At 48.8% G+C, this 23305-nt stretch carries 15 protein-coding genes; 11 read left to right on the forward strand and 4 right to left on the reverse strand.

Annotation, left to right across the window (positions count from 1 at the left end):
* Positions 1–6: 6 nt before the first annotated feature.
* The 3 genes from A10D4_RS08695 to A10D4_RS08705 all read left to right on the forward strand — a co-directional run bounded on the left by A10D4_RS08695 (position 7) and on the right by A10D4_RS08705 (position 3219).
* Positions 7–891 (forward strand): putative RNA methyltransferase, encoded by an 885-nt coding sequence (locus tag A10D4_RS08695; protein WP_008489017.1) that lies wholly within the window; start codon positions 7–9, stop codon positions 889–891.
* A 119-nt stretch (positions 892–1010) separates the two neighbouring features.
* Entirely contained in the window at positions 1011–1739 is a 729-nt protein-coding gene (locus A10D4_RS08700; protein ID WP_008489018.1) for a ZIP family metal transporter, read from the forward strand.
* Between the two features lie 46 nt (positions 1740–1785).
* The gene (locus A10D4_RS08705) at positions 1786–3219 is read left to right on the forward strand and encodes a serine hydrolase domain-containing protein (RefSeq protein WP_008489019.1); all 1434 of its coding nucleotides are present in this window, start codon (positions 1786–1788) and stop codon (positions 3217–3219) included.
* A gap of 18 nt (positions 3220–3237) precedes the next feature.
* Here the strand turns inward: A10D4_RS08705 and A10D4_RS08710 are convergent, their stop codons facing one another.
* The gene (locus A10D4_RS08710) at positions 3238–4089 is read right to left on the reverse strand and encodes an EAL domain-containing protein (protein ID WP_008489020.1); all 852 of its coding nucleotides are present in this window, start codon (positions 4087–4089) and stop codon (positions 3238–3240) included.
* A 221-nt stretch (positions 4090–4310) separates the two neighbouring features.
* Here A10D4_RS08710 and A10D4_RS14095 point away from each other — a divergent pair, with 221 nt between their 5' ends.
* Positions 4311–4640 carry a helix-turn-helix domain-containing protein gene (locus A10D4_RS14095; protein WP_008489022.1) on the forward strand — a complete coding sequence of 110 codons (330 nt, stop codon included), beginning with the start codon at positions 4311–4313 and terminating at the stop codon, positions 4638–4640.
* A 43-nt stretch (positions 4641–4683) separates the two neighbouring features.
* On the opposite strand, the gene A10D4_RS08720 is transcribed toward A10D4_RS14095, so the two are convergent.
* Together A10D4_RS08720 and A10D4_RS08725 are read right to left on the reverse strand one after the other, a co-directional pair.
* Positions 4684–7470, reverse strand: coding sequence for a M16 family metallopeptidase (locus tag A10D4_RS08720; protein ID WP_008489024.1), 2787 nt, complete (start codon positions 7468–7470; stop codon positions 4684–4686).
* Positions 7471–7550: 80 nt separating this feature from the next.
* Entirely contained in the window at positions 7551–8582 is a 1032-nt protein-coding gene (locus tag A10D4_RS08725) for an alpha/beta fold hydrolase (protein ID WP_008489025.1), read from the reverse strand.
* 172 nt (positions 8583–8754) lie between these two features.
* On the opposite strand from A10D4_RS08725, the gene udk reads away from it, so the two are divergent.
* The gene (gene udk, locus A10D4_RS08730; protein ID WP_083849643.1) at positions 8755–9387 is read left to right on the forward strand and encodes a uridine kinase; all 633 of its coding nucleotides are present in this window, start codon (positions 8755–8757) and stop codon (positions 9385–9387) included.
* A gap of 15 nt (positions 9388–9402) precedes the next feature.
* Complete coding sequence (locus tag A10D4_RS08735) at positions 9403–10611, forward strand: NupC/NupG family nucleoside CNT transporter (protein WP_008489028.1); 1209 nt, start codon at positions 9403–9405, stop codon at positions 10609–10611.
* A gap of 84 nt (positions 10612–10695) precedes the next feature.
* Here the strand turns inward: A10D4_RS08735 and tesB are convergent, their stop codons facing one another.
* A complete protein-coding gene (tesB, locus tag A10D4_RS08740; RefSeq protein ID WP_008489029.1) occupies positions 10696–11568 on the reverse strand; it encodes an acyl-CoA thioesterase II in 873 nt (290 codons plus the stop codon).
* 234 nt (positions 11569–11802) lie between these two features.
* On the opposite strand from tesB, the gene A10D4_RS08745 reads away from it, so the two are divergent.
* From A10D4_RS08745 to A10D4_RS08765, 5 genes are all read left to right on the forward strand, one after another.
* The gene (locus tag A10D4_RS08745; protein ID WP_008489030.1) at positions 11803–12555 is read left to right on the forward strand and encodes a glycosyltransferase family 25 protein; all 753 of its coding nucleotides are present in this window, start codon (positions 11803–11805) and stop codon (positions 12553–12555) included.
* 140 nt (positions 12556–12695) lie between these two features.
* A complete protein-coding gene (locus tag A10D4_RS08750; RefSeq protein WP_008489031.1) occupies positions 12696–13409 on the forward strand; it encodes a methyltransferase in 714 nt (237 codons plus the stop codon).
* Between the two features lie 241 nt (positions 13410–13650).
* The gene (gene acnA / locus A10D4_RS08755) at positions 13651–16338 is read left to right on the forward strand and encodes an aconitate hydratase AcnA (protein WP_008489032.1); all 2688 of its coding nucleotides are present in this window, start codon (positions 13651–13653) and stop codon (positions 16336–16338) included.
* A gap of 137 nt (positions 16339–16475) precedes the next feature.
* Positions 16476–18539: a chitobiase/beta-hexosaminidase C-terminal domain-containing protein gene (locus tag A10D4_RS08760; protein ID WP_008489033.1), complete on the forward strand. Its 2064-nt coding sequence runs from the start codon at positions 16476–16478 to the stop codon at positions 18537–18539.
* The gene (locus A10D4_RS08765; protein WP_008489034.1) at positions 18536–23305 is read left to right on the forward strand and encodes an RHS repeat-associated core domain-containing protein; all 4770 of its coding nucleotides are present in this window, start codon (positions 18536–18538) and stop codon (positions 23303–23305) included. Before A10D4_RS08760 ends, A10D4_RS08765 begins: the two co-directional genes overlap by 4 nt.

Raw genomic sequence — 23305 nt, forward strand, 5'->3', positions numbered from 1 at the left:
CCTGCTATGCCAAATGACAATGCCGTCGGCCAATATTCTGCGCTTGACGATATCTTACGATGCCCTCTCTGCCAGCACGCGCTGCAAGTTGATGCGCAACAACGACAATGGTGTTGTCAGCAGGGGCACAGCTTTGACCGCGCACGGCAAGGCTATATTCATTTACTGCCAGTACAACAAAAGCGATCAAAGCAACCGGGCGATAGTCGCGATATGGTGATGGCACGACGCCAGTTTTTAGCGCTCGGCCATTATCGACCATTACGCGATGAGATAGCACGGCTATTAGCGGCTCATCAGGCGACTACGGTTAACCGCGGTGCTTATCGTTTGCTTGATGCTGGTTGCGGCGAAGGCTATTACTTATCGGGCATCGTGGCTGCTAGTGATGGTCATCAGCGAGGTTATGGCGTCGATATTTCTAAATTGGCGGTGCAGGCCGCTGCGGCAACCGATAAAAATCCCGATATACGCTGGTTAGTGGCGAGCAATGCGAATCTGCCAATACACGATGAAAGTATTGATGGCTTGCTATCGTTATTTGGCTTTCCGGTTTATCGCGAGTTTGCGCGTGTTCTAAAATCGGCAGGCATCTATATACAAGTCGATACCGGCGAGCAGCACTTGCAGCAATTACGGCAGATTATTTACCCACAAATCATCAATAAAGCCGCGCCTGAGGATAGTGCGCCTGCGGGCTTTCAATTGTTGCAGCAACAACGTTTGTATTACAGCGTTAAATTAACCTCCAACAGCGCTATCCAGCATTTACTGAGTATGACGCCGCACCGTCATCGCGCCAGCCAAACCGGGTTGCAACGCTTATCGTTGTTAACCGAGTTAGCGCTAAGTGTCGATTTTCAGATACGAGTTTACCAACGCCAATCATAAGCCCGTTCTCGGCTTAGCGCTTGCAGTGAAGATTAAGCGGGTTACACTGAACGGAGTTGGTTTTGACTACCGTTCGGTAGGGTGGAGTGGACGTGCTCGCCAACACAAAAGGAATTGCGATGACGTTGCTGACGATTATATTGATGACTTGGGTTGCCGGCTTATGTGCCGTTATTGGCGGCTTTTTTGCCAGTCTTTTTGACCGGGACCAGCATCGCCGCGGCGAAGAGTTGCGGCATGCCATCGTTGCCTTCGGCGGCGGTATTTTACTCGCTGCGGTGGTTTACGCGTTGTTACCCGAGGGGCTTGAGTCGTTGCCTTTAGGCCTAATGCTATTGTGTTTATTGGCCGGTGGCGCGGCCTTTTGCGCGTTAGATATTTATTTGGCTCGGCGTGGCAGTAATAACGCCCAGTTTTTAGCCATGTTAATGGATTTTATTCCTGAAGCCTTGTCTTTAGGGGCGGTATTTGCGGTTTCGCCGCAGACAGGAATTTTACTGGCTTTATTTATTGGCGCGCAGAATCTGCCTGAGGGCTTCAACGCCTTTGCCGAATTACGCGGTAAAAGTACGCAGGGTCAGGCAGCACGCAGTTCGGGTCGGGTGTTAACCTTACTTGCGCTGATGAGCTTGCTGGGGCCGTTGGCGGCATTGCTGGGCTACTACACCTTACGTGATGCTACGGAAGTGACTGCGGCTATTATGACATTTGCCGGTGGTGGCATTATTTATTTAGTTTTTCAGGACATCGCGCCAAAAGCGTCGATGCCCAGACATTGGTTACCGACATTGGGTGCGGTTGCTGGTTTTAGCGTAGGCCTTGTTGGCCAACAATTATTGAGTGTGTAGTGCGCCTAAGGCCACTGCATAGCTCCCAAATTAAGAGGGGATAGTGATGGTAAATCAGGCTGGTCGTTACGGCTTACGGTGGTTGTTGGCGAGCGCGTTGAGTTTGCCGGTGACATTGCCAGCGCTGGCTCAGGTTGCCGAGAAAATGCCCGCCACCGTTGATGCTTATGCCGCTGGTTATCGCGCGGCGTTTACCTGCAGTGCGGTATTTAACGCCGGTAAGTCTTTAGAGGCCATTGAGCGAGATGAATTAACCGGTATTTATCCGGCGCTGAGCGAGCGGGTGAAGCAGTTCGACGCACAAGTCGACCATCAACATAAGCGCGTTACAGTGACTTATAGCGAGCAGATGCCACCACGTATTGCATTATGGCGACCACAGTTAGGTTGTGTGCAGTTGCCGGTTGGAGCGAGCTTGAGTAAAGCCCACTTCTTGCCACAAATCGCCGCCGACGAACAGCCAGCAACTGATACTGGCGAACCCTGGCAGCAGCGTGCCGAGGTCAATGGTAGCAGTGGCAATCAGGCTTTAGACAAGGTTATCGATAAGGCGTTTAGCAAAGCTTATGGTGCCGGGGCGCGGACTTCTGCGGTGCTTATTGCAACTCCCGATGCCATTATCGCCGAACGCTATCAGCCTGGCTTTACGCCGGAAACCTCACAGCGTACGTGGTCAGTGGCTAAAAGTATCGCGGTGTCGGTGGTTGGTGCGGCGGTGCAGCAAGCACTGATTGATGTGAAAGCGCCGACGGCTATCCAGCGTTGGTCGCATGCGCTAGACCCGCGTGGCGCAATTAGCGTCGAGCACTTACTGCATATGAGTTCAGGATTAGACAGCAATATTGCTGGTAACCGTACCGACCGTTTATATGTTGGTGGCGGTGCCTTGGTTGATACCGCGTTGGCGCGGTCGTTAGAGGCTGCGCCCGGTACGCGCTGGAAGTACGCTAACAACGATACCTTGTTAGCCATGCGCAGCTTGCGCGAGCGGTTCGATAACGTCGAAGCTTACTTGGCTTTTCCGCACAATGCGTTGTTGAACAAAATTGGCATGCAGCATACCCATTTAGAAAGCGATTGGCAGGGCGATTATGTGATGTCCTCGCAGGTCTGGACAACCTCACGGGATCTGGCGCGCTTAGGCTTATTATATTTGCAGCGGGGTCAATGGCAGGGGGAACAAATACTGCCAAAGGATTGGCTGGCTTACGTCAGTGCAGCGGCACCGGCACAGCCTCCGGAACAGAACAGTCAGGGACAACCGATCCCAGGTTATGGTGCACAATGGTGGTTATATAACCAGCGCTTTGCCGATTTGCCTGATGATACCATCGCTGCCCGCGGCAATCGGGGTCAGTTTTTATTTGTTATCCCATCTAAGCAACTGATCATTGTGCGACGTGGTTACGACTTAGCCGCTAAACCAAGCTTTCAAGAACATCAGTTCGCTGCCGACGTGTTGGAGGCGCTAAGTCAGTAACGCGTATTACGTCTGGGATCAGTTAAGATAACCCTGCATAACGTTGCTGTGAAGATGAACCTGATTGAGCAACGATAAGTCATGATCTTGCTGATCCCAAAAGTGCGTAAACTCCCAAACTTCATCGGCTAATAGTGGTTTTGCAAAGTAATAACCTTGATATTTACGGTAACCGCATTGCTGTAAAAAGTTGAACTGTTGATTATTCTCCACACCTTCAGCGACTACCGCCTTACCTAAGCGTTTGGCAAGCTCAAGAAACCCACTTAAGAAGATACGGGTATTCTCGCTGTTTTCAATTTGTGCAATCACCGAACGATCTATCTTCAGGTAATCAACCGTATCATCTATAAGCGTAGAAAAATTGGCGTAGCCGGTCATAAAGTCGTCAATGCCGATACGAATGCCGAGGTTTTTAACTGCAGTTAAGTTGTGCTGCATGATCTGGTAATTGCGCCATGATACACGCTCGGTTAATTCAAAAGATAACCACTGTGGTTGGATGTTGGCATATTGTGCTAATAATCGATGAGCAGCTGGAATAAAGTTGCTGTTGGCTATTGAGTCGGGACATAAATTAATCGATATACGGGGTGTTGACTGGCCAGTCAGTTGCCAATGAGTGAGTTGTTTCAAAACGCATTCGAAAATATACAAATCAAAATCAAAAGTTAACTGATGAGCCTCAATAAGCTCAATGATTTGCTCGGTATGATAGCCCTTATCAATAGCGTCAGGCCACCACATTAAAGCTTCATAGGACCATATCGTCTGGTTTTGAAAGGTGCTGACGATGGGTTGAAAGCGCACTCCAATATCCTGCTTGTTCATGGCGCTCAGGATATAAAGCAATGTCTGCCGATAAGTCATGATTAACAACGTTATTTATGCGTATACGCAACATTAGTATGCATATACGCATAATGTCAATAACAATATTGTATACCGAAAAGCAGTTACTTACTTGTTTCCTCTACGAATCGGTAATGCGGAAACGCAAAAAAGACTTTTTCTTTATTGCGTTTCCGCTTTGCAGAATCTGCAGTTGTACTGGAATCTATATTTCAGATTACGGGAAAAGTGTATCGAGAATGAAAGTCGGTGAGTTATTAAGAGAATATCGAAGAGCGGCGGGCTTCACATTAGAAGACGTGGCGCATAGAGCGGGAACCGATGGTGGTAATCTCTCGCGTATTGAGCGTGGCGATCAGCAACCGTCGGTGGATTTAACGCGGCGCTTATTATTAAGTTTAGGCGTACCTTACCAAGCGTTTTTCGAAAAGCTCGATCAAGATGAGGGAAAGATAACTCATATGACCGATCCGCGACTGGTGAAATTACAGGCAAACTATAAGTTACTCGATAAAGAAAAGCGTGACTTATTGTTAGATTTTTCTGACTTGTTAATTAAGCGTAAATAAAAAAGCCGGACCAGGGTCCGGCTTAGTCAATTATCATTAATGATTAAAGCAGATTGCCATCACTATCCACTACTTGTACATCGGCAATGCCTAGCGCTTTAATATCATCTTCGATTTGGCTGCGGTCACCAACAATGACCCAAGTTAACGCATTCGGCTTCAATACCGAGCTTGCGGTTTGTTTTACCTCGCTTAGGGTAATTGCTTTCACACGCTGAGCGTATTGCTCAAGCCACTGCACGTCGTGTCCTTTATCTAAAGTATCAACCAAGGCCGACAATAACGCTGACTTAGTTTCGTAAGCCCCTGGTAATTTGGCCGTTTTATTGTCTTGAACTTTTTTTAACTCGTCCGCTGTCGCAGGCTGTTGTTGTTGATATTGCGACAGTTCGCGCAAGATCTCTTGCATGGATTCAGCGGTTTTATCGGTTTGTACCGGTGCCATCGCGAACCAAAGTCCTTCCGCTTCGGCATCGAACCAAATGCTACGCGCGCCATAAGACCAACCCTTATCTTCGCGCAAGTTCATGTTCAAGCGACTAGTGAAGCTACCGCCTAAAATGGTGTTCATCACATCCACTTGTTCGGCATTAGGAGCTTCACCGTTGGGTGCTAGTTGACCGGCAAAAATAGTCGATTGCGGCGTACCCGGTTGATCAATCAAATAAATTCGCGGTTGCTGCGGTGCAGTGACTGCGGGGAATACTTTTTCGGGTTTTGCTGAGGCCGGTGCTTGCCAATCACTGAGATATTGCTCAAGTAACGGTTGCAGTTCGGCGACGCTGGTATCACCGACCACCACCAAACGCGCATTATCAGGCCGTAACCAAGTTTGTTGATGGGCGACCAAATCATCACGCTGTAACGCGCTAATCGATTGCTCGGTGCCAGAGCCGGTTAACGGCACACTGTACGGATGATTAGCGTCAAACATCAGCTTTGGCAAAATGCGTAAAGCTTGTGAACGCGGGTCGGCTTTTTCTTTGCTGAGGTGGGCTAACCAGAGCGCGCGCTTACGTTCGATTTCGTCTGTTGAAAAAGCAGGGCGCATGATTACGTCGGCAAACACGTCCAAGCTGGCAGCTAAATTAGTGGTCAGCGCGTCCAGTTTTACCGTCGAGCGGTCAATACTGGCGTTACTGCTAATGCGCGCCCCTAAACGCTCTAGTTCAGCGGCTAATGTCAACGCGTCGCGACCCTCAGTACCCTCGGTCAGCATATCCATGGTAAAGCTGGCCGCGCCGGCTTTGTTATTGATATCTGCTGCATAACCGCTATCAAATACTAAGCTCATTTGCACGTTAGGAATATCATGACGTTCGGCCAACGCTACTTGCAGACCGTTACTGAGTGTAAATTGCTCAAGCGCTGGCAATGCTAATGTTGGTAGCTCGCCAACAGCGGGTAATTGACTGCGGTCAGCGCCGTCTGCGCTGGCTTGATAACGCGGTTGTGGCTCGACATTCAAGATAAAGTCGCCGTCACTTAACCAAGTGCGCATGGCGTTTTGAATGTCGTTGCCAGAAGTCTCGTTGATGTACGCTAGCTCTTGTTGATAAAAGCCGGGATCGTTGTGATAAACGGCACCCGAAGCCAAAATGTCAGATTTACCACCAAATCCACCGATACGTTCGGCGCCACGAACAAAACCGGCTGCGGTGGCGAACTTAACGCGGGCTAGTTCCTCGGCGGTAGGCCCTTCTTGCATTAGTCGCTGCACTTCTTCGTCGATAATCTTCTCAATTTTCGTCAGTTCGACACCCGGCAAGGCATCGGCTGCTAGAATGAATTGACCGGCTAATAAACGATCGTATTGAAAAGCAAACACACTAGACGCTAATTGCTCGTTATAAACCAAACGTTGATATAAGCGGGAATTCTTTCCGTTACCCAAAATATCGGCCATCAGCGTTAAGTAGGTGGCGTCGGCCTTACCCATCTCAGCGGTGTTCCAGACTTTATAAATACGTGCGGCAGGCACGTTATCTTGCATAGTCATGCGCTTCGTTTCATGGCGCTTGGCGACCCAGCTGTCTTGTTTGATCAGCGGCTTGCCCGGCGCGATGTCGCCAAAATAAAGCTGTGCTTTTTCTTTCGCAGTAGCCAAATCGATATCACCGGCTAAAACAAGTACTGCATTGGCGGCGCCGTAGTAATCGGTAAACCACTGATGTACGTCGTCTAAGCTGGCCGCATTGAGGTCGTCCATGGAGCCAATGGTAGTCCAAGAATAGGGGTGGCCTTCAGGAAAGGTTTGCTCGGCAATATAGGTAAAAGCGCGTCCGTAGGGTTGTGCTTCGCCTTGACGTTTTTCGTTCTGTACCACACCGCGTTGTTCATCCAATTTGGCTTGTGTGATGGCAGCATTCATATGACCCATGCGGTCTGATTCCATCCACAGTGCCATGTCTAATGCCGGGGTTGGAACGTTTTCGAAGTAATTGGTGCGATCGTTGTTAGTGGTGCCATTCATGTCGGTGGCGCCGGCACGCTCAAATGGCCCAAAATATTCGTCGTCGTAGTTTTTGCTGCCGTTAAACATTAAATGTTCAAATAAGTGGGCAAAGCCGGTTTTACCGGGTTTTTCGTCTTTAGAGCCGACCGCATACCACACATTGACGGCAACAATTGGCGCCTTATGATCTTCATGGACGATAACGCGTAGGCCGTTATCCAAGGTAAAGCTTTGATAATCAATGTCGACAACCGGTAATTGTTGTTGATTAACAACGGCGCTGGCTTGCCCAGTTGTTTGTTGTCCGGTTGCTTGACAGCCGCCTAATAAAACCGCGGCAATGGCGACCGCGGTCAGTGTTTTCATAGGGCGCATTGTTGTTCTCCGTTATAGCGATGAAGTCAGTACTATAACGGCCTACAAGGGGGTCGCAACAATGAATTTGTGAAGAAATGTTACGGTTTTTCAATATTCATGATGGACTGCTCAAAAACGTCAATAAACCGCTCAAAATCTTCTATTTGTGGCAAGTGGCCTAAATCGGATAATTCATATAATTTAGCGTTCGGGAGTTTGTCTGCGGCTATTTTTCCTAGCTGATCATACTGACCTAACTGATAATCGCTGTCCTGACGTTGCCAACCACGGCCGGGACCCGTGGTGTCACGAGTACCAATAATAAGTGCTGTCGGGGTCTGTAAGCGATCAAATTCGGTGATCACCGGTTGCGTAAATACCATGTCGTAAGTTAAGGCGTTATTCCAAGCAACTCGCTCCCAATCAGGGCCGTTTATCCAACCAGCTTGCATATCGACCCAAGGCTGATAACGGTCGGCCCATTTGCCATCGTAATAATTTTTTTGCTGATACTGCTTAACGCTGTCGGGCTTAGCCGCGAGCTCTTTCTGATAGAAAAATTCAATGGGCTTATAGTGCACATGCGCTAAATAGTTCTCGAGGCCAATCGGATTGATCAAAATAAGCTTTTCGCTGGCGCTGGGATAATTTAGCGCAAAGCGACTGGCTAACATGCCCCCCATGGAATGACCGACAACCATGACCTTGTTGATATTTAGGTGGTTCAGTAAACGTTTGGTGTTGTCGGCTAACCCACTAAAAGTAAATTGATAGTGCACCGGTTTGCTGGATTTACCGAAGCCAATTTGATCGGGAATGATCACCGTGTAGCCGCGCTCATGTAACCAGCGGGCTGTGGTTTCCCAGTAAGCCCCGGAAAAATTTTTACCATGTAACAACAGTATTGGCGGCTTTTGATTGTTGCCTTCAAGCAGCATGTAAGCCATGTCTAATGATTGTTGCTGGCTATCAAAGGTGAAGTACTCGACGCTAAACGGGTAATCAAACTGAGTTAGGGTAGCATCGTAAACGGGTTTATCGTTATTGCCCGTATCGGCCACAGTTGGTTGGCTGACAAATACCGTAAATAGCCCACCGATGCAGGCTAGTGTGAGCACAATATATCGCATTAATAATTCCTCATAATGATAGTAACTGTTTGTAGTTACTTAACAACAAACGATAATGTTCACCTTGATGGTGATGGCTAACCTGTTTAGTGCCGATAATCAAGCCTTTTAATTTGCAGGCTAATCAAGGATAATTGCGCGCTGTTATTGGCCAACCTAATGATGAATGCGCGTGGGTAAGACAACTATTATTGCGATAGCCGGAGCTTCTGCTTCGGGTAAAAGCTTATTTGCATCGACGGTTTACCAGGAGCTGGTGGCCGAGCTAGGCAGTGACGGTATTGCCATTTTAGCCGAAGATGCCTATTACCGTGATCAAAGTCATCTGACTTTGGAGCAACGCACGTTAACCAATTATGACCATCCTTCCGCTTTCGAACACGAATTATTAGCTAATCATTTAGACGCACTGCATCGCGGCGAAGCCATTGCCATGCCGCAGTATAGTTACACCACGCATACCCGCTTAGCAGAAACTATTCATGTTCAACCTGCACGGGTGATCATGGTCGAGGGTATTTTGCTACTGAGTGACAATGCCTTGCGTGAACGTTTCGATATTTCTGTGTTCATGGATACGCCTTTAGATATCTGTTTGTTACGCCGCATGAAGCGTGACTTAGAAGAACGCGGTAGAACAGTGCAATCGATTACCGAGCAGTACGAGCAATATGTGCGGCCGGCGTTTTTTGATTTTATTTTTCCTTCAAAACAATTTGCTGACCTCGTCGTTACTCGTGGCGGGCAAAACGAAATTGCTATCGACATTATAAAAACGAAGATTCGTCAGTTGCTGGCGGAGTAACCCGGGTTAAGATTTATGAATAGTATTATTGGCATTGCCATCATCTTTTTGATCGCCTATTTATGCTCGGCGCATCGTCGTCATATTAATTGGCGAACCGTTTTAGGCGCACTGGCCATTCAAATTGCGCTCGCCGGTTTTGTCATTTATGTGCCAGTTGGGCAGCAAGTATTGGCTAGCGTCGCCACTGCAGTATCTACCGTTATCGCCTTCACGAATGCCGGTATTGCTTTTATGTTCGGCAACTTGGCGGCAGAAAATATCGGCTTTGTGTTTGCTATTCACGTATTGAGCGTCATTGTCTTTTTCTCCTCATTGATCGCGGTGCTGTATTATCTAGGCATCATGAAATGGGTCATTCGCATTTTGGGCGGTGGTTTACAGTGGATGCTGCGTACCAGCAGACCCGAATCGATGTCGGCGGCGGCTAATATTTTTGTAGGACAAACCGAAGCGCCGATGATGGTAAGACCCTTTATTGCGTCGATGACACGTTCGGAATTGTTCGCTGTGATGGTCGGCGGTATGGCGACCGTATCGGGTTCGGTATTAGCGGGTTATGCGGGTGTTGGGGTAGAGCTTAAGTATTTGATCGCGGCAAGCTTTATGGCCGCTCCTGGCGGTTTTTTGATGGCCAAAATGCTCATTCCAGAAACCGAAAAACCGCGCAACGATTTAGATGAAGTTGAGGTTGACGAAAGTGCAGTCAACATCATCGACGCTGCCGCTTCTGGCGCATCTAGCGGCCTGCAATTAGCGATGAACGTAGGCGCCATGTTGCTGGCGTTTGTTGCCTTGATTGCGTTGATCAACGGCATTTTTGGTTGGGTTGGCGGCTGGTTTGGTTATGACGACCTGACTTTACAAGCTATCTTCGGTTATGTATTCCAGCCGGTTGCTTATGTGCTCGGTGTTGATTGGCAAGAAGCCCAATTAGCCGGTAGCTTTATCGGGCAAAAATTGGTGATCAACGAGTTCGTTGCATTTCTCGATTTCGTCAAATACAAAGACGTGCTGAGCGAGCATTCGCAAGTCATCATTACCTTTGTGTTGTGTGGCTTCGCAAACTTCTCTTCCATTGCCATTTTATTAGGTGGATTAGGCGGCATGGCGCCTAGTCGACGCCATGATATTGCGCGCTTGGGTATGCGTGCGCTATTAGCGGCGACACTGGCCAACATGATGAGTGCCGCCATTGCAGGCTTCTTTGTCTCGTTGGGCTAACGCCGATAGCGAAGTCATTCTTCGAAACTACTCAAAAGCCCCGTTTGTCCGGGGCTTTTTTGTCTGTGGCGTGCCACCTTGGGGTCAGGGCTTTCTCTGCTCACGCTGACGAATGACACCCTCTTGTGCGGTTGAGGCAACCAGCTTACCGGCACGGTTAAAGAACTGCCCGCGCACCAGTCCACGGCCGCCCGAGGCGCTGGGACTATCAATGGCGTAGAGTAACCAGTCATCCAAGCGGAACTCACGATGGAACCACATGGCATGATCAATGGTTGCGACCTGCATGTTCGGCTGCGCATAACTGACACCATGCGGCTGTAATGCGGTTGGTAAGAAATTAAAGTCGGAGGCATAAGCCAGCAAATATTTATGGATGCGCGGATCGTCGGGCATGTCACCATTAGCCCGAAACCAAACATAACGTTGCGCAGGCTGAACTTCGGGTTTGAACGGGTTGCAGGCGGTCACAAAACGCATTTCGATGGGCTTTTCGGCGGTCAGTTTATTACGAATGCTCGGTGGTATTTGATCGGCGTGTTCGCGATATATATCTAAATCGGAAATGAGGCCATCGGGACCCGGCACGTCAGGCATACTGTCCTGATGTTCAAAGCCTTGCTCCGGTTCTTGAAATGATGCCGTCATGTAAAAGATAGGTTTGCCGTGTTGCACGGCTTTGACGCGCCTGGCCGAAAAGCTGTGGCCATCACGGATCACTTCGACATCATAAACGATGGGTTTAGTGGCATCGCCGGGGCGTAAAAAATAGCTGTGCAAGGAGTGCGAGTGACGGTCGGCGGGTAGCGTCTCTTTAGCCGCCGATAGTGCCTGACCGATAACTTGACCACCAAACACCGCACCAAAACCTAAATCCTGACTTTGACCTCGATAAATGCCTTGTTCGATGGTTTCTAAACTTAATAAATTGAGTAAGTCGGTAAGTACCTTGCTCATACTTTCTCCCTGTAAGTTGCTGCACCTAATCGTGGGCCGGCAACGCCGATTTCAGCCATATTTTAATGGTCTCGTAAAGAATCTGTAAAAGCGCCCTGAAGCGCTGAACTTGCTGCCTGTGCTGGACTCTCTATCAAGAATACCCTGATTTACCTTGGTCAGACAAAATTTCATTCGCTAACGATTTTTATAAAAAGCTACTTACTTCAATAAATAAAGTTGGGCAATTACGTAATGCGCTACCAAACCCTATTGTTAAACACCGATCGAGCATCGTCGCGCTTAGAGCAAATGCGTACTCAGTTTAATCGAGCCGGTGTTCATTACAGTCGTGTTGAGGCGGTGGATCATCGTCATCTGAGCAGCGACCTCATCGAGCAACACGTCGATTGGCAACGTAACCGCCAAGATTATTTTCACGACCTACGACCCGCCGAAGTGGCACGCTATTTAAGTCATCGCCGAGCTTGGCAAGAACTGTTAGATAGTGGTGTTGACTACGCCATTATTCTGGAAGATGACGTGGTATTGAGTGACGGCTTTAACTTATTACCGAAACGTATCGCCGATATTAACGTGCCTTGGAACACCATTAAACTGGCCGAACCCTATGGGCGCTCACGAACCAAAGCGCATGCGCCGAGTGGCGGTGCTACTGTGGTTCGTTATGATGTGGTGCCGCGCGGTTGCTGCGGTTATGTGGTCAATCGCGAGGCGGCCACATCGTTGCTACAACGGACCGAGCAAATTTATCGGCCGCTGGATGTTGATATGCAGTGGTGGTGGGAATTTGGTTTAAACGTAGTCGGCTTGAAACCCTATCCGGTTAAGCTAAGCCATCGTTTAGGCCGCGATGCGCATGTCGCTGACTATATTCCGCGAGTTAAGCGTGAACGCACTTATGTCAAATGGCGCCAGTGTGCAAAGTTTTGGTGGTTGAACCGCCAGCGTCAGACCATTCTGACCAGCAGCGACGTCGATAATTAACCTTATCGACGTCAGCGGTTTAGCCATCAGCAGGGCCTAATAACCGAACGCTATGCTCCATAGCCAAACAAACTAAAGCGTTGTCGTTAATTCTGAGTACACTGCTATCCATTAATCGTGTGATGACAAATGGATGAGTTGTGGCCTCAATTAAGCATTATCAAGTACAACAAACCAGTATCGAACTGGCATTAGCAGAAACCGTGTTTGAACCCAGTCAACACGGGCGTTTATTCGCCGAGCATTTACCCATCAATAATGGCGAACGCGTCATCGACATTGGTTGTGGTGCTGGCATTTTAGCGATTTATGCTGCCTTGCAGGGCGCACAAGTGTGGGCAACCGATATTAGCGCCGATGCGGTAGCATTAACCGAAGCTAACGCACGTCGCAATGGTGTTAGCGTCATGGGCCATGCTGGTGGCTTTTTTGCTGGTTTAAGCGAGAAGCTGGATGTCATCGTCGCTAATCTGCCGCAAGAAATCGTTGCTAGCCAACACGCCAGCCAACTCGGTGCGGCGGCGATGGCCATTGATGGTGGCCAGCGAGGTAATGACCTGGTGTTAGAATTGTTACGACAAGCGCCGGATTATATGCACCCAGAAAGTCGCTTGTACTTGCCACTGCATACCTTAAGTGATTATCAGCACACGCTAACACAAGCACTACGGCGTTATCATGTGAGTTTGGTGGCGATGAACGACTTACCGGTCAAAGCCTTTGTTACCGATAACTTAACGTTTTATCAAGAGCTGGCCCAAGCTGGCGTGATGCGCATCTTCGAACGTAATGACGTGTGGTACAGCACTGTGTATGTGATTGAATTACGTTTAAAAAAATCAGAAAACCGCTAAAGTTATTGATCCTGTTCAGAAAATTATGCGTAACTGATAAATAGTTAAACTCTAATCAGCGCCATGATCTATTATAAAAGTTACTGATACCGAGCATAATCGACGACAGCGTTGCAGATTGGCGTTGTCCCCCCGATTATGTTGTTATAGGTAATGAGGATGGCGTCAGCTCGCACCGACCAAAGATGAATGTAATAGGCGGCTGATGCAATGACGCACAACACGCGAACAGGAGAGTACGATGTCAGGTAATGATAAGTCAGGCAACGATAGTCTGAAGACATTAAGTACGCTGGAAGTCAATGGAAAGACCTTCCATTACTACAGTTTGCCAAAAGCCGCCGAGCACCTCGGTGACATCAGCAAGCTACCGGCGTCGATGAAAGTATTATTAGAAAACCTGCTGCGCAATGAAGACGGCACCACGGTTAGCAAAGATGACTTTGAAGCCATGGCGGCGTGGTTAAAAACGCGCAGTTCTGATCGCGAAATTCAATACCGTCCGGCGCGTGTATTGATGCAGGATTTCACTGGCGTACCCGGTATTGTCGACCTAGCGGCGATGCGAGATGCGGTCGCTAAAGCGGGTCAAGATCCCGAGCAAATCAATCCGTTATCAAACGTCGACCTAGTTATTGACCACTCGGTCATGGTCGATAAGTTTGCCTCTCCCGAAGCGTTTGAAGAAAACGTGCGCATTGAGATGGAACGTAATAAAGAGCGTTACGAGTTTTTACGTTGGGGACAAACGGCGTTTGAGAACTTCCGTGTAGTGCCGCCAGGTACCGGTATTTGTCACCAAGTTAACTTAGAATATTTGGCTAAAGTGGTTTGGAGCCATAGCCGCGGTGGTAAAACTTATGCGTATCCAGACACCTTAGTCGGCACCGACTCGCATACCACCATGATCAATGGTTTAGGCGTATTGGGGTGGGGCGTCGGTGGTATTGAGGCCGAAGCCGCGATGCTGGGGCAGCCAGTTTCGATGCTGATCCCGGAAGTGATCGGCTTCCGCATGACGGGTAAATTGAATGAAGGCGTGACGGCAACCGACTTGGTATTAACCGTCACCCAGATGCTACGTAAAAAAGGCGTAGTGGGTAAATTTGTCGAATTTTATGGTCCAGGCTTAGATAACTTGCCGTTAGCTGACCGCGCGACAATTTCTAACATGGCGCCAGAATACGGTGCGACCTGTGGTTTCTTCCCGGTTGACCAAGAAACCATTAATTATCTGCGTTTATCGGGTCGCGACGAAGACACCATCGAACTGGTCGAGCAATATAGTCGTGCTCAGGGGTTATGGCGGGAGACTAAGAACGAGCCGGAATTCACCGATACCCTAGAGTTAGATTTAAGCCAAGTGACGGCATCGCTGGCTGGTCCAAAACGCCCACAAGACCGGGTCAATATGGAGCAGTTGGGTAGTAATTTTGACTTATTGCTGGAAACCGCCGGCCAGAGCGCCGAAAAAGATAAAGCGGTTGCGGTGAAAGGTGAAGATTATAGCTTATCACATGGTGATGTGGTGATTGCTGCCATTACGTCTTGCACCAATACTTCAAACCCCAGTGTACTAATGGCTGCTGGCTTGGTTGCGAAAAAGGCGGTAGAGAAAGGCTTACAGCGTAAACCTTGGGTCAAATCGTCATTGGCGCCGGGCTCTAAAGTGGTTACCGATTACCTCGCGAAGGCTGGCTTTACTCCTTACTTAAACGAGTTGGGCTTTAACCTGGTTGGTTACGGTTGTACTACGTGTATTGGTAACTCAGGTCCGTTACCTGACCCTATTAGTGCGGCGATTAATGAAGGTAATTTAACCGTCTCGTCGGTATTGTCGGGTAACCGTAACTTTGAAGGTCGCGTTCACCCCGAGGTGAAAGCTAACTGGTTAGCGTCGCCACCGTTGGTCGTTGCTTACGCGTTAGCGGGTACAACCCGTACCGACTTAAAAAATGACCCGTTGGGCGAAGATAAAGACGGCAAGCCAGTATATCTCAGCGATATTTGGCCTAGTAGCCAAGAAATTGCCGACGCCGTGCGTGCTGTTGATGGCGATATGTTCCGCAAAGAATACGGCGAAGTCTTTAAAGGTGACGAAACCTGGCGCAGTATCAGTGTCGGCGAGGGTAAAACTTACGATTGGCAAGACCAGTCAACGTACGTGAAAAACCCACCCTTCTTCAGTGGTATCGATAAGCCGTTAGAGACTATCGGTGACGTCAAAGACGCACGGGTACTTGCGGTGTTCGGCGATTCCATTACCACCGACCACATTTCACCGGCCGGTTCGATTAAACCCGACTCTCCTGCGGGCAAGTACCTGCAAGCCAATGGCGTCGAAGTGAAAGACTTCAACTCCTATGGTTCACGACGGGGTAACCACGAAGTGATGATGCGTGGCACCTTTGCCAACATCCGTATCAAGAACCAAATGCTTGACGACGTTGAGGGTGGCTATACCCGCTTTGTGCCATCGGGTGAACAGATGTCGATTTACGACGCGGCCATGAAGTACCAAGAGCAGGGCACGCCGCTGGTGGTACTAGCCGGGAAAGAGTACGGCACCGGCTCGAGTCGTGACTGGGCCGCGAAGGGTACACGTTTACTGGGTGTTAAAGCCGTTATCGCAGAAAGTTTTGAACGTATTCACCGTTCAAACTTGATCGGTATGGGCGTACTGCCGCTGCAATTTGTCGACGGTGAAGGTATCGCTAAACATGGCCTGACCGGTGATGAGCAAATTAGCATTATCGGTATCGACGGCGACTTGAAGCCGGGGCAAACCCTGCAAGTTATCGCTAAGAAAGACGACGGTAACGAAGTCAAGTTTGAGGCTAAATGCCGCATCGACACCGGTAACGAAATGCAGTACTACAAAAACGGCGGTATCTTGCATTACGTATTACGCCAAATGCTAGCCGCCTAACTCAGCGCGTTAGCCCTGACCAAAGCCAGTCTTCGGACTGGCTTTTTTGTGCGTGGAAATAATTAATTGAGCAAAATTATTGCGGTGAGAAACTAAGTCTGATAAATATGTTTGAAACATAAAATAAACATAATAATATGAAGTTAATTTTTTCTGCTGCTAGCTTTCTCGTTGCAATGATTCAAGTTAACGTTGCATTTGCTCAATCAGTTGAGGTCGATGTCGACACGCAAGTACAGCCTACGGCTATCAAGTTGCCTGGCGATGGTGGCGGGATTCCGAGCACGCCTTCACAGGTTGCGCCGGTGAATTTCCCCTCGTCCAGCAATACCGGCTCATTCACCATCAGTTGGAAAAATGTTGGCGCCTCGGTTTATGAGCTTTGGACATCAACGGACAATAAGAAATACTATAAGCAGGTTGATACTACTCGCACGAGTTACAAAGCTGTCGGCATGCCGCACGGTAAACTCTGGTATCGGGTGACCGCCTGTAATAGTGCAAATCGAGCTTACTGTTCACATACGTACGCTGGGTACACCACCATCACTTTGCCGAAACTAGGGGCTCCGACTGCTTCCCCTAGCGCCGCAACGCGTTATAACGAGCGTGTTAGCGTGACGTTGAAATCGTCGACGTCGGGTGCCGATATTTATTATGCGCTGAATAACAGCCCCGCGGAAAAAAAATACAGTGCACCGCTCACCTTGACGCAGCCGACAACCATCAAGTTTCGCGCCCGCAAACTGGGTTACCAAGCCAGCAACACCGTGACCAAAAACTTTAACGTCACCGCCGCGCCACCGTCGTTTTCCATTAACGCGGGGACTTATGTGGGAGAAGCGACGTTACGTCTATCGACGGCGTCTAGCGGCGCTACGATACATGTCACTAATAATGGGCAAACATCGACTTATAATGGCTCGCCTATTCGGCTCAGTAATCACGGCTCGGCCGATAAGCAGTTCAAAATTACCGCTTGGACGAGTAAGTCGGGAACCGCCGACAGCGCAAAAATAACCAACACGTATACGGTCAAACCGACCTATGCGGTGACCACCCGCTTGATTGTCGGCGGTGGCACGTTATCGCCGACGTCGAGGATGGTAGAGCGCGGCAAAACCGCAACTTTCACGGTGACGTCGCAGCCTGGCTATATGGTGAATGACATCGTTGGCTGTGGTGGTTCGCTATCAGGTAATACCTATAAAACGGCGGCCATCACTGCGCCTTGTGAAGTTGGCGCGCGTTTTATTGAGCGTTATGAAATTAGTACGCAAGCTGGTAGCGGCGGAACCATTTCACCGACTTCTCGAGTGGTTAAGCTTGCACAGCGATCAACCTTTTCAATCAAGCCAAATAGTGGTTATCGTATCGCTCTGGTCACTGGTTGTGGTGGTCAACTTTCGGGCACCACCTATAGCACCGGAGCTGTTGCTGATAACTGCCAAATAAAAGCGACATTTATACGTCAGTATCAATTGACGGCCAAGGCAAATGCCGGAGGAGCAATATCACCTACCTCGATAACGGTCGACAGTGGGCAAAAAGCCGTTTTCCAAGTGACACCCAATAATGGTTATCGCGTACTTAAAGTCAGTGGCTGTGGTGGCTCATTAAATGGTAATCGCTATACGTCGGCAGCCGCTAGCGCTAATTGCCAAGTTGAAGCGAGCTTTATCAAGAGGATTAACGTAGCTGCATCGGTTAACGGACCGGGTCGGTTATCTCCTGATAATTTGGTGGTAGACGCTGGCAGTTCTGCTGAATTTACTGTGCTGCCTAATAGCGGCGCCAAGCTGGTCAACATCAGCGGTTGCCAAGGTGTTTTGCTAGACAATATCTATCGAATCAACACTGTTACCAGTCATTGCACGGTACAAGCAAATTTTGCTCGATGGTATCGAGTACAGGCCTTGGCCTCACAAGGTGGCACCGTTAGTCCAAGCTATCAAGAAGCATTTGCTGGCGAACAGGTTAATTTTACCATTCATGCCGATGACGGTTACCAAATTAAAAATGCGCTAGGTTGCGATGGGGTACGCGATGGCAGTCACTATAAAACAGCCCCTGTTGCTATGGACTGCCAGATTCGAGTTTATTTTGAGAGTCTTGACAGTGCTAACGAGGTCATTTTTATTCACAGCGATTTGTTGGGCTCTCCGATAGCCGAATCTGATCAGCAAGGAGTGCTGCAATGAAATTCTTAAAACTCACACTGTATTTAATGTTGTGGATGTTGCTTCAGTCGCCATCAGCGATGGGCAAAGATATCAGCGAACGTTGGTTAAATTATGTGGCATCGCGCACCAGCAGCCACGTCATAACCGCGAACGGGCTAATGCAACCACAAGCGCCGCCGCAAGGCGGTTCGATCAATTTTGATAATTATATTGATGAAAGTGCCATTAGCTTAATGAAAGTCGATGAACGGCAGACGCCAGATAACAGTCAACTACTGGGTGAGCGCATTGATTTGAATAGCGGGGGTTTGAGTTTTCAGCATACCGACGTTGCGGTACCGGGAAACTTTGCATTACCCGTTGAGGTTACGCGAACCTATCGAGGTCGTTATTTAGCCGGACAGAGTTTACGGAATTTAGGCGACTGGTCGTTAGAGATCCCTAACATTCATACTAACGTCATCGTGGTGCCGGGCGGTATGTCTGGCAGCTGGGGTAAAGGGAAAGCATGTAGTGGGGGATTAAACCCGGGATATTTTTTATATAACAGTCAAACCGTCAGTAGTGCTCAGTATTGGAACGGTGACTCGCTAAATGTTGCAGGGAAAACCAATGAAAAGCTGTTAAGGCCAAATGGCCCAGCACCCGAGCCAGAGGCTAACGAGCGTTATACTCGTCGTACCAAAACTGGTTGGATAATGTCCTGTATTGATATTTATGATGGCCAAGGACAAGTCACTGGCGAGGGGTTTAAGGCTCGCGCTCCCGATGGCAGTGTGTATTATTTTGATGTCCCTAAGATGATTGAAACGCCGTTAAGAGCGGGTAAGGTTTATGGTGCCACCAGAAAGTACGATCTCTTTATGCTGGTTTCGCGAGTTCGTGACCGTTTTGGTAACGAAGTAACCTACCACTACGATGATAGTGCTCGTTTACTGTCAATTTCTGCTTCAGACGGGCGCGCGGTGCAGTTTACCTATCATCAAGGAGCGGGCCAGACACAACTAATTGCCTCGGCACAAGTCGGCAACCGAACTTGGTATTATCAGTATGACGGCCAGTACCAAAACGCCCAATTAACATCGGTGCAATTACCCGACGGTAACGCTTGGCAGTTTTCGCTAGCCGCACTTAACCGAAAAAGCCCCATCGGGACTTTTGACCAGAGTTGTTCACAAACACAAATGTTGGGCGAAATTTCAGGCACCATTACCAGTCCAACCGGGCTAACCGGAACATACACGGTGAAAGAAGTCCGACACGGTTGGGCGGGTGTCAGTACTAACTATATGATGACGAACGAGCCTCACGGTATCTGTTACTCAACGTTATCTTTGGTGAAAAAAGCGCTCAGTGGCTCTCATTTTGAAACGCAACAATGGCGCTACCAATACTCGCAAAATATCGGTGTTTACAGCGATAAAGTGGCGTCGCCGCCAGCAGCTGCCCGACTTAGTAACGTGCCCGCCGGTGTGGATCCGGTACTCAGTAAATCGGTCACCGTAGTAGCGCCCAACGGCCGTAGTACCCGTTATTTCTATAATCGTGATGTTCGTAGCTTTCTGGAAGGCTCGCAGATAGCAGTGGTTGAGTCGGACAGCGCCGATTCAAGCGATTATCGTACGACAATCTTTTCCTATCAGCAGGGCGAGAAAATCGGCGACGTTGATTTGGAAGTGCCGTTCCAGAACATTCGCGCATTTAATCATCAGGTTAATCGTCAGTCGGCGGTCATTTCATTGGCGGGTGGGCAACAGTTCCGCACCGACTATCTTAATTACAATGTGTTTGGTCAGTATGGTACCAAGGTAGAAACCGGTCCTTCGGGGAAGCGCTATACAAGCTATACCTATCTGCACGATTTAGCGGCCTGGCAGCTCAACCTGTTGACCAACAAAGTCATCGGCAGTAGCAGCAGTAACGAGTTGGATAGCAGCGCAACCAGTTACCGTCGTTTGGCGGCGAGCAATAATAACACGCAGTACAATGTGTTAGTGCCGGATAAGACGCTGCATAACGGCGTCTGGCAGCGACGGGCGGTCAGTTATTGGCCAGACGGTAACCTTAAAAAGGTCGAACGGAACCGCGCCTTGCGGGGCGAAAACGGGCAAACCACGGGTACTAATTCGTATATCCTATTTGCTGACTACCACAGAGGGCAGGCGCAGCGGATACAATTACCTGCACGTTATCACAGCAGCAACACCGTTGAGTTGGTGCGCGACGTTAACGACTATGGCGAAGTGACCCGTATTACCGACTTTAAAGGCTACACTCGGCAACTGTATTATGACTATATAGGGCGTTTACAGGGTATACGCTCACATCAAGACGGCAACCATTGGCTAGATATTGCTATTACATGGGATTTTGCTGTACAGCCACAGCGCACCATTCGCCACTGCCGTCTAAACAGCACGGGGAACGCCTGTTCAGGCTCGATTGCGTTGACCCAAAAAGACCGTTTTGATAACCAGCTAAACCTGCTGCAACGACAAGAAAGTGATGGTCAGTACAGCCGTTATCAACAATACCGCTGGAACAGCGACCAGCAACAAATCTTTAAAAGCTATTGGTCGACCTCGCCGTCGAATGCCGATGGTTTGAGCCAAGTTTATGACGCGTGGGGACGTTTGTTGTCACAGTCTAGCAGCGGTGGCGGCACACGCCGGTACGGTTACAGCGATGGCCACCAAACTCAGATTACGGATGAGCGCGGCTATATCACTACCAACCGTTATCAGGCCTTTGGACAACCGGCTTATGAGGATGCGCTATCGATAGACTCGCCCGAAGGCGTGCAAACGTTTATCGAACGTGATGTATTAGCACGCCCGACCCGTATTACTCAGTCCGGAGCAAGCGTCTCGGCCAGCGAATATCGCACTTATAATCAGCAAGGGCTGCTTTGTAAAGTGAGCCGCGACGATGTCGGCACACAGGTGCTCGAATACAATGCGCTGGGCGAGGTCGTGAGGCTGGCAGAGGGGGTTAGTAGTAATAGTCCATACAGCTGTGCAGCATCGACGTCGGCGAGCGATTTTACCGAATATCGCTATGATAACGTAGGTGGTTTATGGCAAGTTGATTATCAGGATAACCTCAGCGATAACGTAACTTATCAATATGACGCTTTGGGGCTATTAGTGTCGGTGAACACGCCCCGAGTAGAACGACACTATTTTTACAACAGCAAGCAGTTGTTAACTGCTGAACAAATGAGTGTTGGTAGCTATAGTGCTAACGTCGTTTATGAGTACGATGCGTTAGGAAATAAACGGGCGCTAACCTTTCCCAATGGTGAACGAGTCAATTATGCGCCCAACGGCTTGGGTCAAGCAACACAAGTAACTGCAGCCGCTGCTGATGATGAGAGCGAACAAGTATATGCCTCGGCGGTTACCTATCATGCCGACGGCCAACTTAAATCGTTTAGCTATGGTAATGGTATGCAATACCTGCGCATGTTGGACCGTCGTCAGCGACCTTCTGAGCTCAGGGTCGTCAAAGGTAGTCAGGTTGCCGTGTGGAGACAGTATTACTATGACTCACGAGATAACCTGATAACTCGTCAAGATGTCGCTGAGTTTGAACAATCGTTGGTAGCACTAAGTTATGATGGCTTAAATCGTTTAGTCGGTATCAATATGGCACTCATTGAGGGGGATACTGAGTTATCTTACGATGGATTAGGCAATATTCTGCATTATCAAAGCTTAGGACGGGATCTGAGCTACCATTATAATGACCGTCAACAGCTCATATCAGTTGACGGGCTAGCCAACGGTACGATGAACTTTAGCTATGATAGCCGTGGTCGGGTGGTCGATAATGGTCGCTATAGCCTAACTTATGATAAAGCCAACCAGTTGATACAGGCGGGCAGTCATCATTATCGTTATGATGGCCTAGGGCGCCGGGCGCAGATTCAATATAGTGGCGGTACGCGCTATCCATTTTATAGTCGTGATGGGCAACTACTAAGCGAGTGGCGCAACGGTAAAACAACCAATTATATACATTTACAAGGACAGTTGATTGCCAAAAGTGGGCATATCGACGCTTATGCCGGTAAGCAACATTACCGCGCCTTTGGCGAAAGCATCGAAGGTAGCATCAACGACGTCGGCTACACCGGCCACGTCGCCGACAGCGATACTGGTTTAGTGTATATGCAGGCACGATACTATGATCCAGTCATAGGTCGGTTTTATTCGAATGATCCGGTTGGTTCAGTGGGGCATTTGAATCAAGGAAACATCGTCAACGGGTTTAACCGTTATACATACGCCAACAATAATCCTTACAAATATACAGATCCTGATGGTCAATTTGCATTTCTACTAGTACCTATTATTGAGTGGGGAATCACAGTAACTGGAGCTGATTTACTTATTGGTGCCGGAATTGCTGCAATTATGTCCACACCGGGTGATACTGATCAATCAACAAATAATGGGGATGGAGCAACATCATCGGATCGAGAAGCTGGTTCAGATGGTAAGAAAGGTTCAACAGGGGGACCGGGAGCGGGGAAGAGATTTAAGCCAGAAACTCCTGAGCAGAAAGCCGAAAATGAAGGCGCACCTTGTCGATACTGTGGAACCGAGACAACGAATGAGCCGGGACATCCAAACTCTAGAGAAAGAGATCATATTGACCCGAAAAGTCGAGGTGGTAATAATTCATCAGAGAATGAAGGTCAATCTTGTCGGACTTGTAATAGATCAAAAGGAGCAAGAAATCCTGATGAGTGGAAACCACCACAAAGAGAGCAGCATTAA

It is taken from the genome of Idiomarina xiamenensis 10-D-4 (assembly GCF_000299895.1).
Taxonomy (GTDB): Bacteria; Pseudomonadota; Gammaproteobacteria; order Enterobacterales; family Alteromonadaceae; genus Idiomarina; species Idiomarina xiamenensis.

Coding starts and splice junctions, on each gene's coding strand:
- A10D4_RS08760 (WP_008489033.1), top strand. CDS start 16,476: ATGAAGTTAATTTTTTCTGCTGCTAGCTTTCTCGTTGCAATGATTCAA.
- A10D4_RS08765 (WP_008489034.1), top strand. CDS start 18,536: ATGAAATTCTTAAAACTCACACTGTATTTAATGTTGTGGATGTTGCTT.
- acnA (WP_008489032.1), top strand. CDS start 13,651: ATGTCAGGTAATGATAAGTCAGGCAACGATAGTCTGAAGACATTAAGT.
- A10D4_RS08700 (WP_008489018.1), top strand. CDS start 1,011: ATGACGTTGCTGACGATTATATTGATGACTTGGGTTGCCGGCTTATGT.
- A10D4_RS08735 (WP_008489028.1), top strand. CDS start 9,403: ATGAATAGTATTATTGGCATTGCCATCATCTTTTTGATCGCCTATTTA.
- A10D4_RS08705 (WP_008489019.1), top strand. CDS start 1,786: ATGGTAAATCAGGCTGGTCGTTACGGCTTACGGTGGTTGTTGGCGAGC.
- A10D4_RS08710 (WP_008489020.1), bottom strand. CDS start 4,089: ATGACTTATCGGCAGACATTGCTTTATATCCTGAGCGCCATGAACAAG.
- A10D4_RS08720 (WP_008489024.1), bottom strand. CDS start 7,470: ATGCGCCCTATGAAAACACTGACCGCGGTCGCCATTGCCGCGGTTTTA.
- A10D4_RS08745 (WP_008489030.1), top strand. CDS start 11,803: ATGCGCTACCAAACCCTATTGTTAAACACCGATCGAGCATCGTCGCGC.
- A10D4_RS08695 (WP_008489017.1), top strand. CDS start 7: ATGCCAAATGACAATGCCGTCGGCCAATATTCTGCGCTTGACGATATC.
- A10D4_RS08725 (WP_008489025.1), bottom strand. CDS start 8,582: ATGCGATATATTGTGCTCACACTAGCCTGCATCGGTGGGCTATTTACG.
- A10D4_RS14095 (WP_008489022.1), top strand. CDS start 4,311: ATGAAAGTCGGTGAGTTATTAAGAGAATATCGAAGAGCGGCGGGCTTC.
- tesB (WP_008489029.1), bottom strand. CDS start 11,568: ATGAGCAAGGTACTTACCGACTTACTCAATTTATTAAGTTTAGAAACC.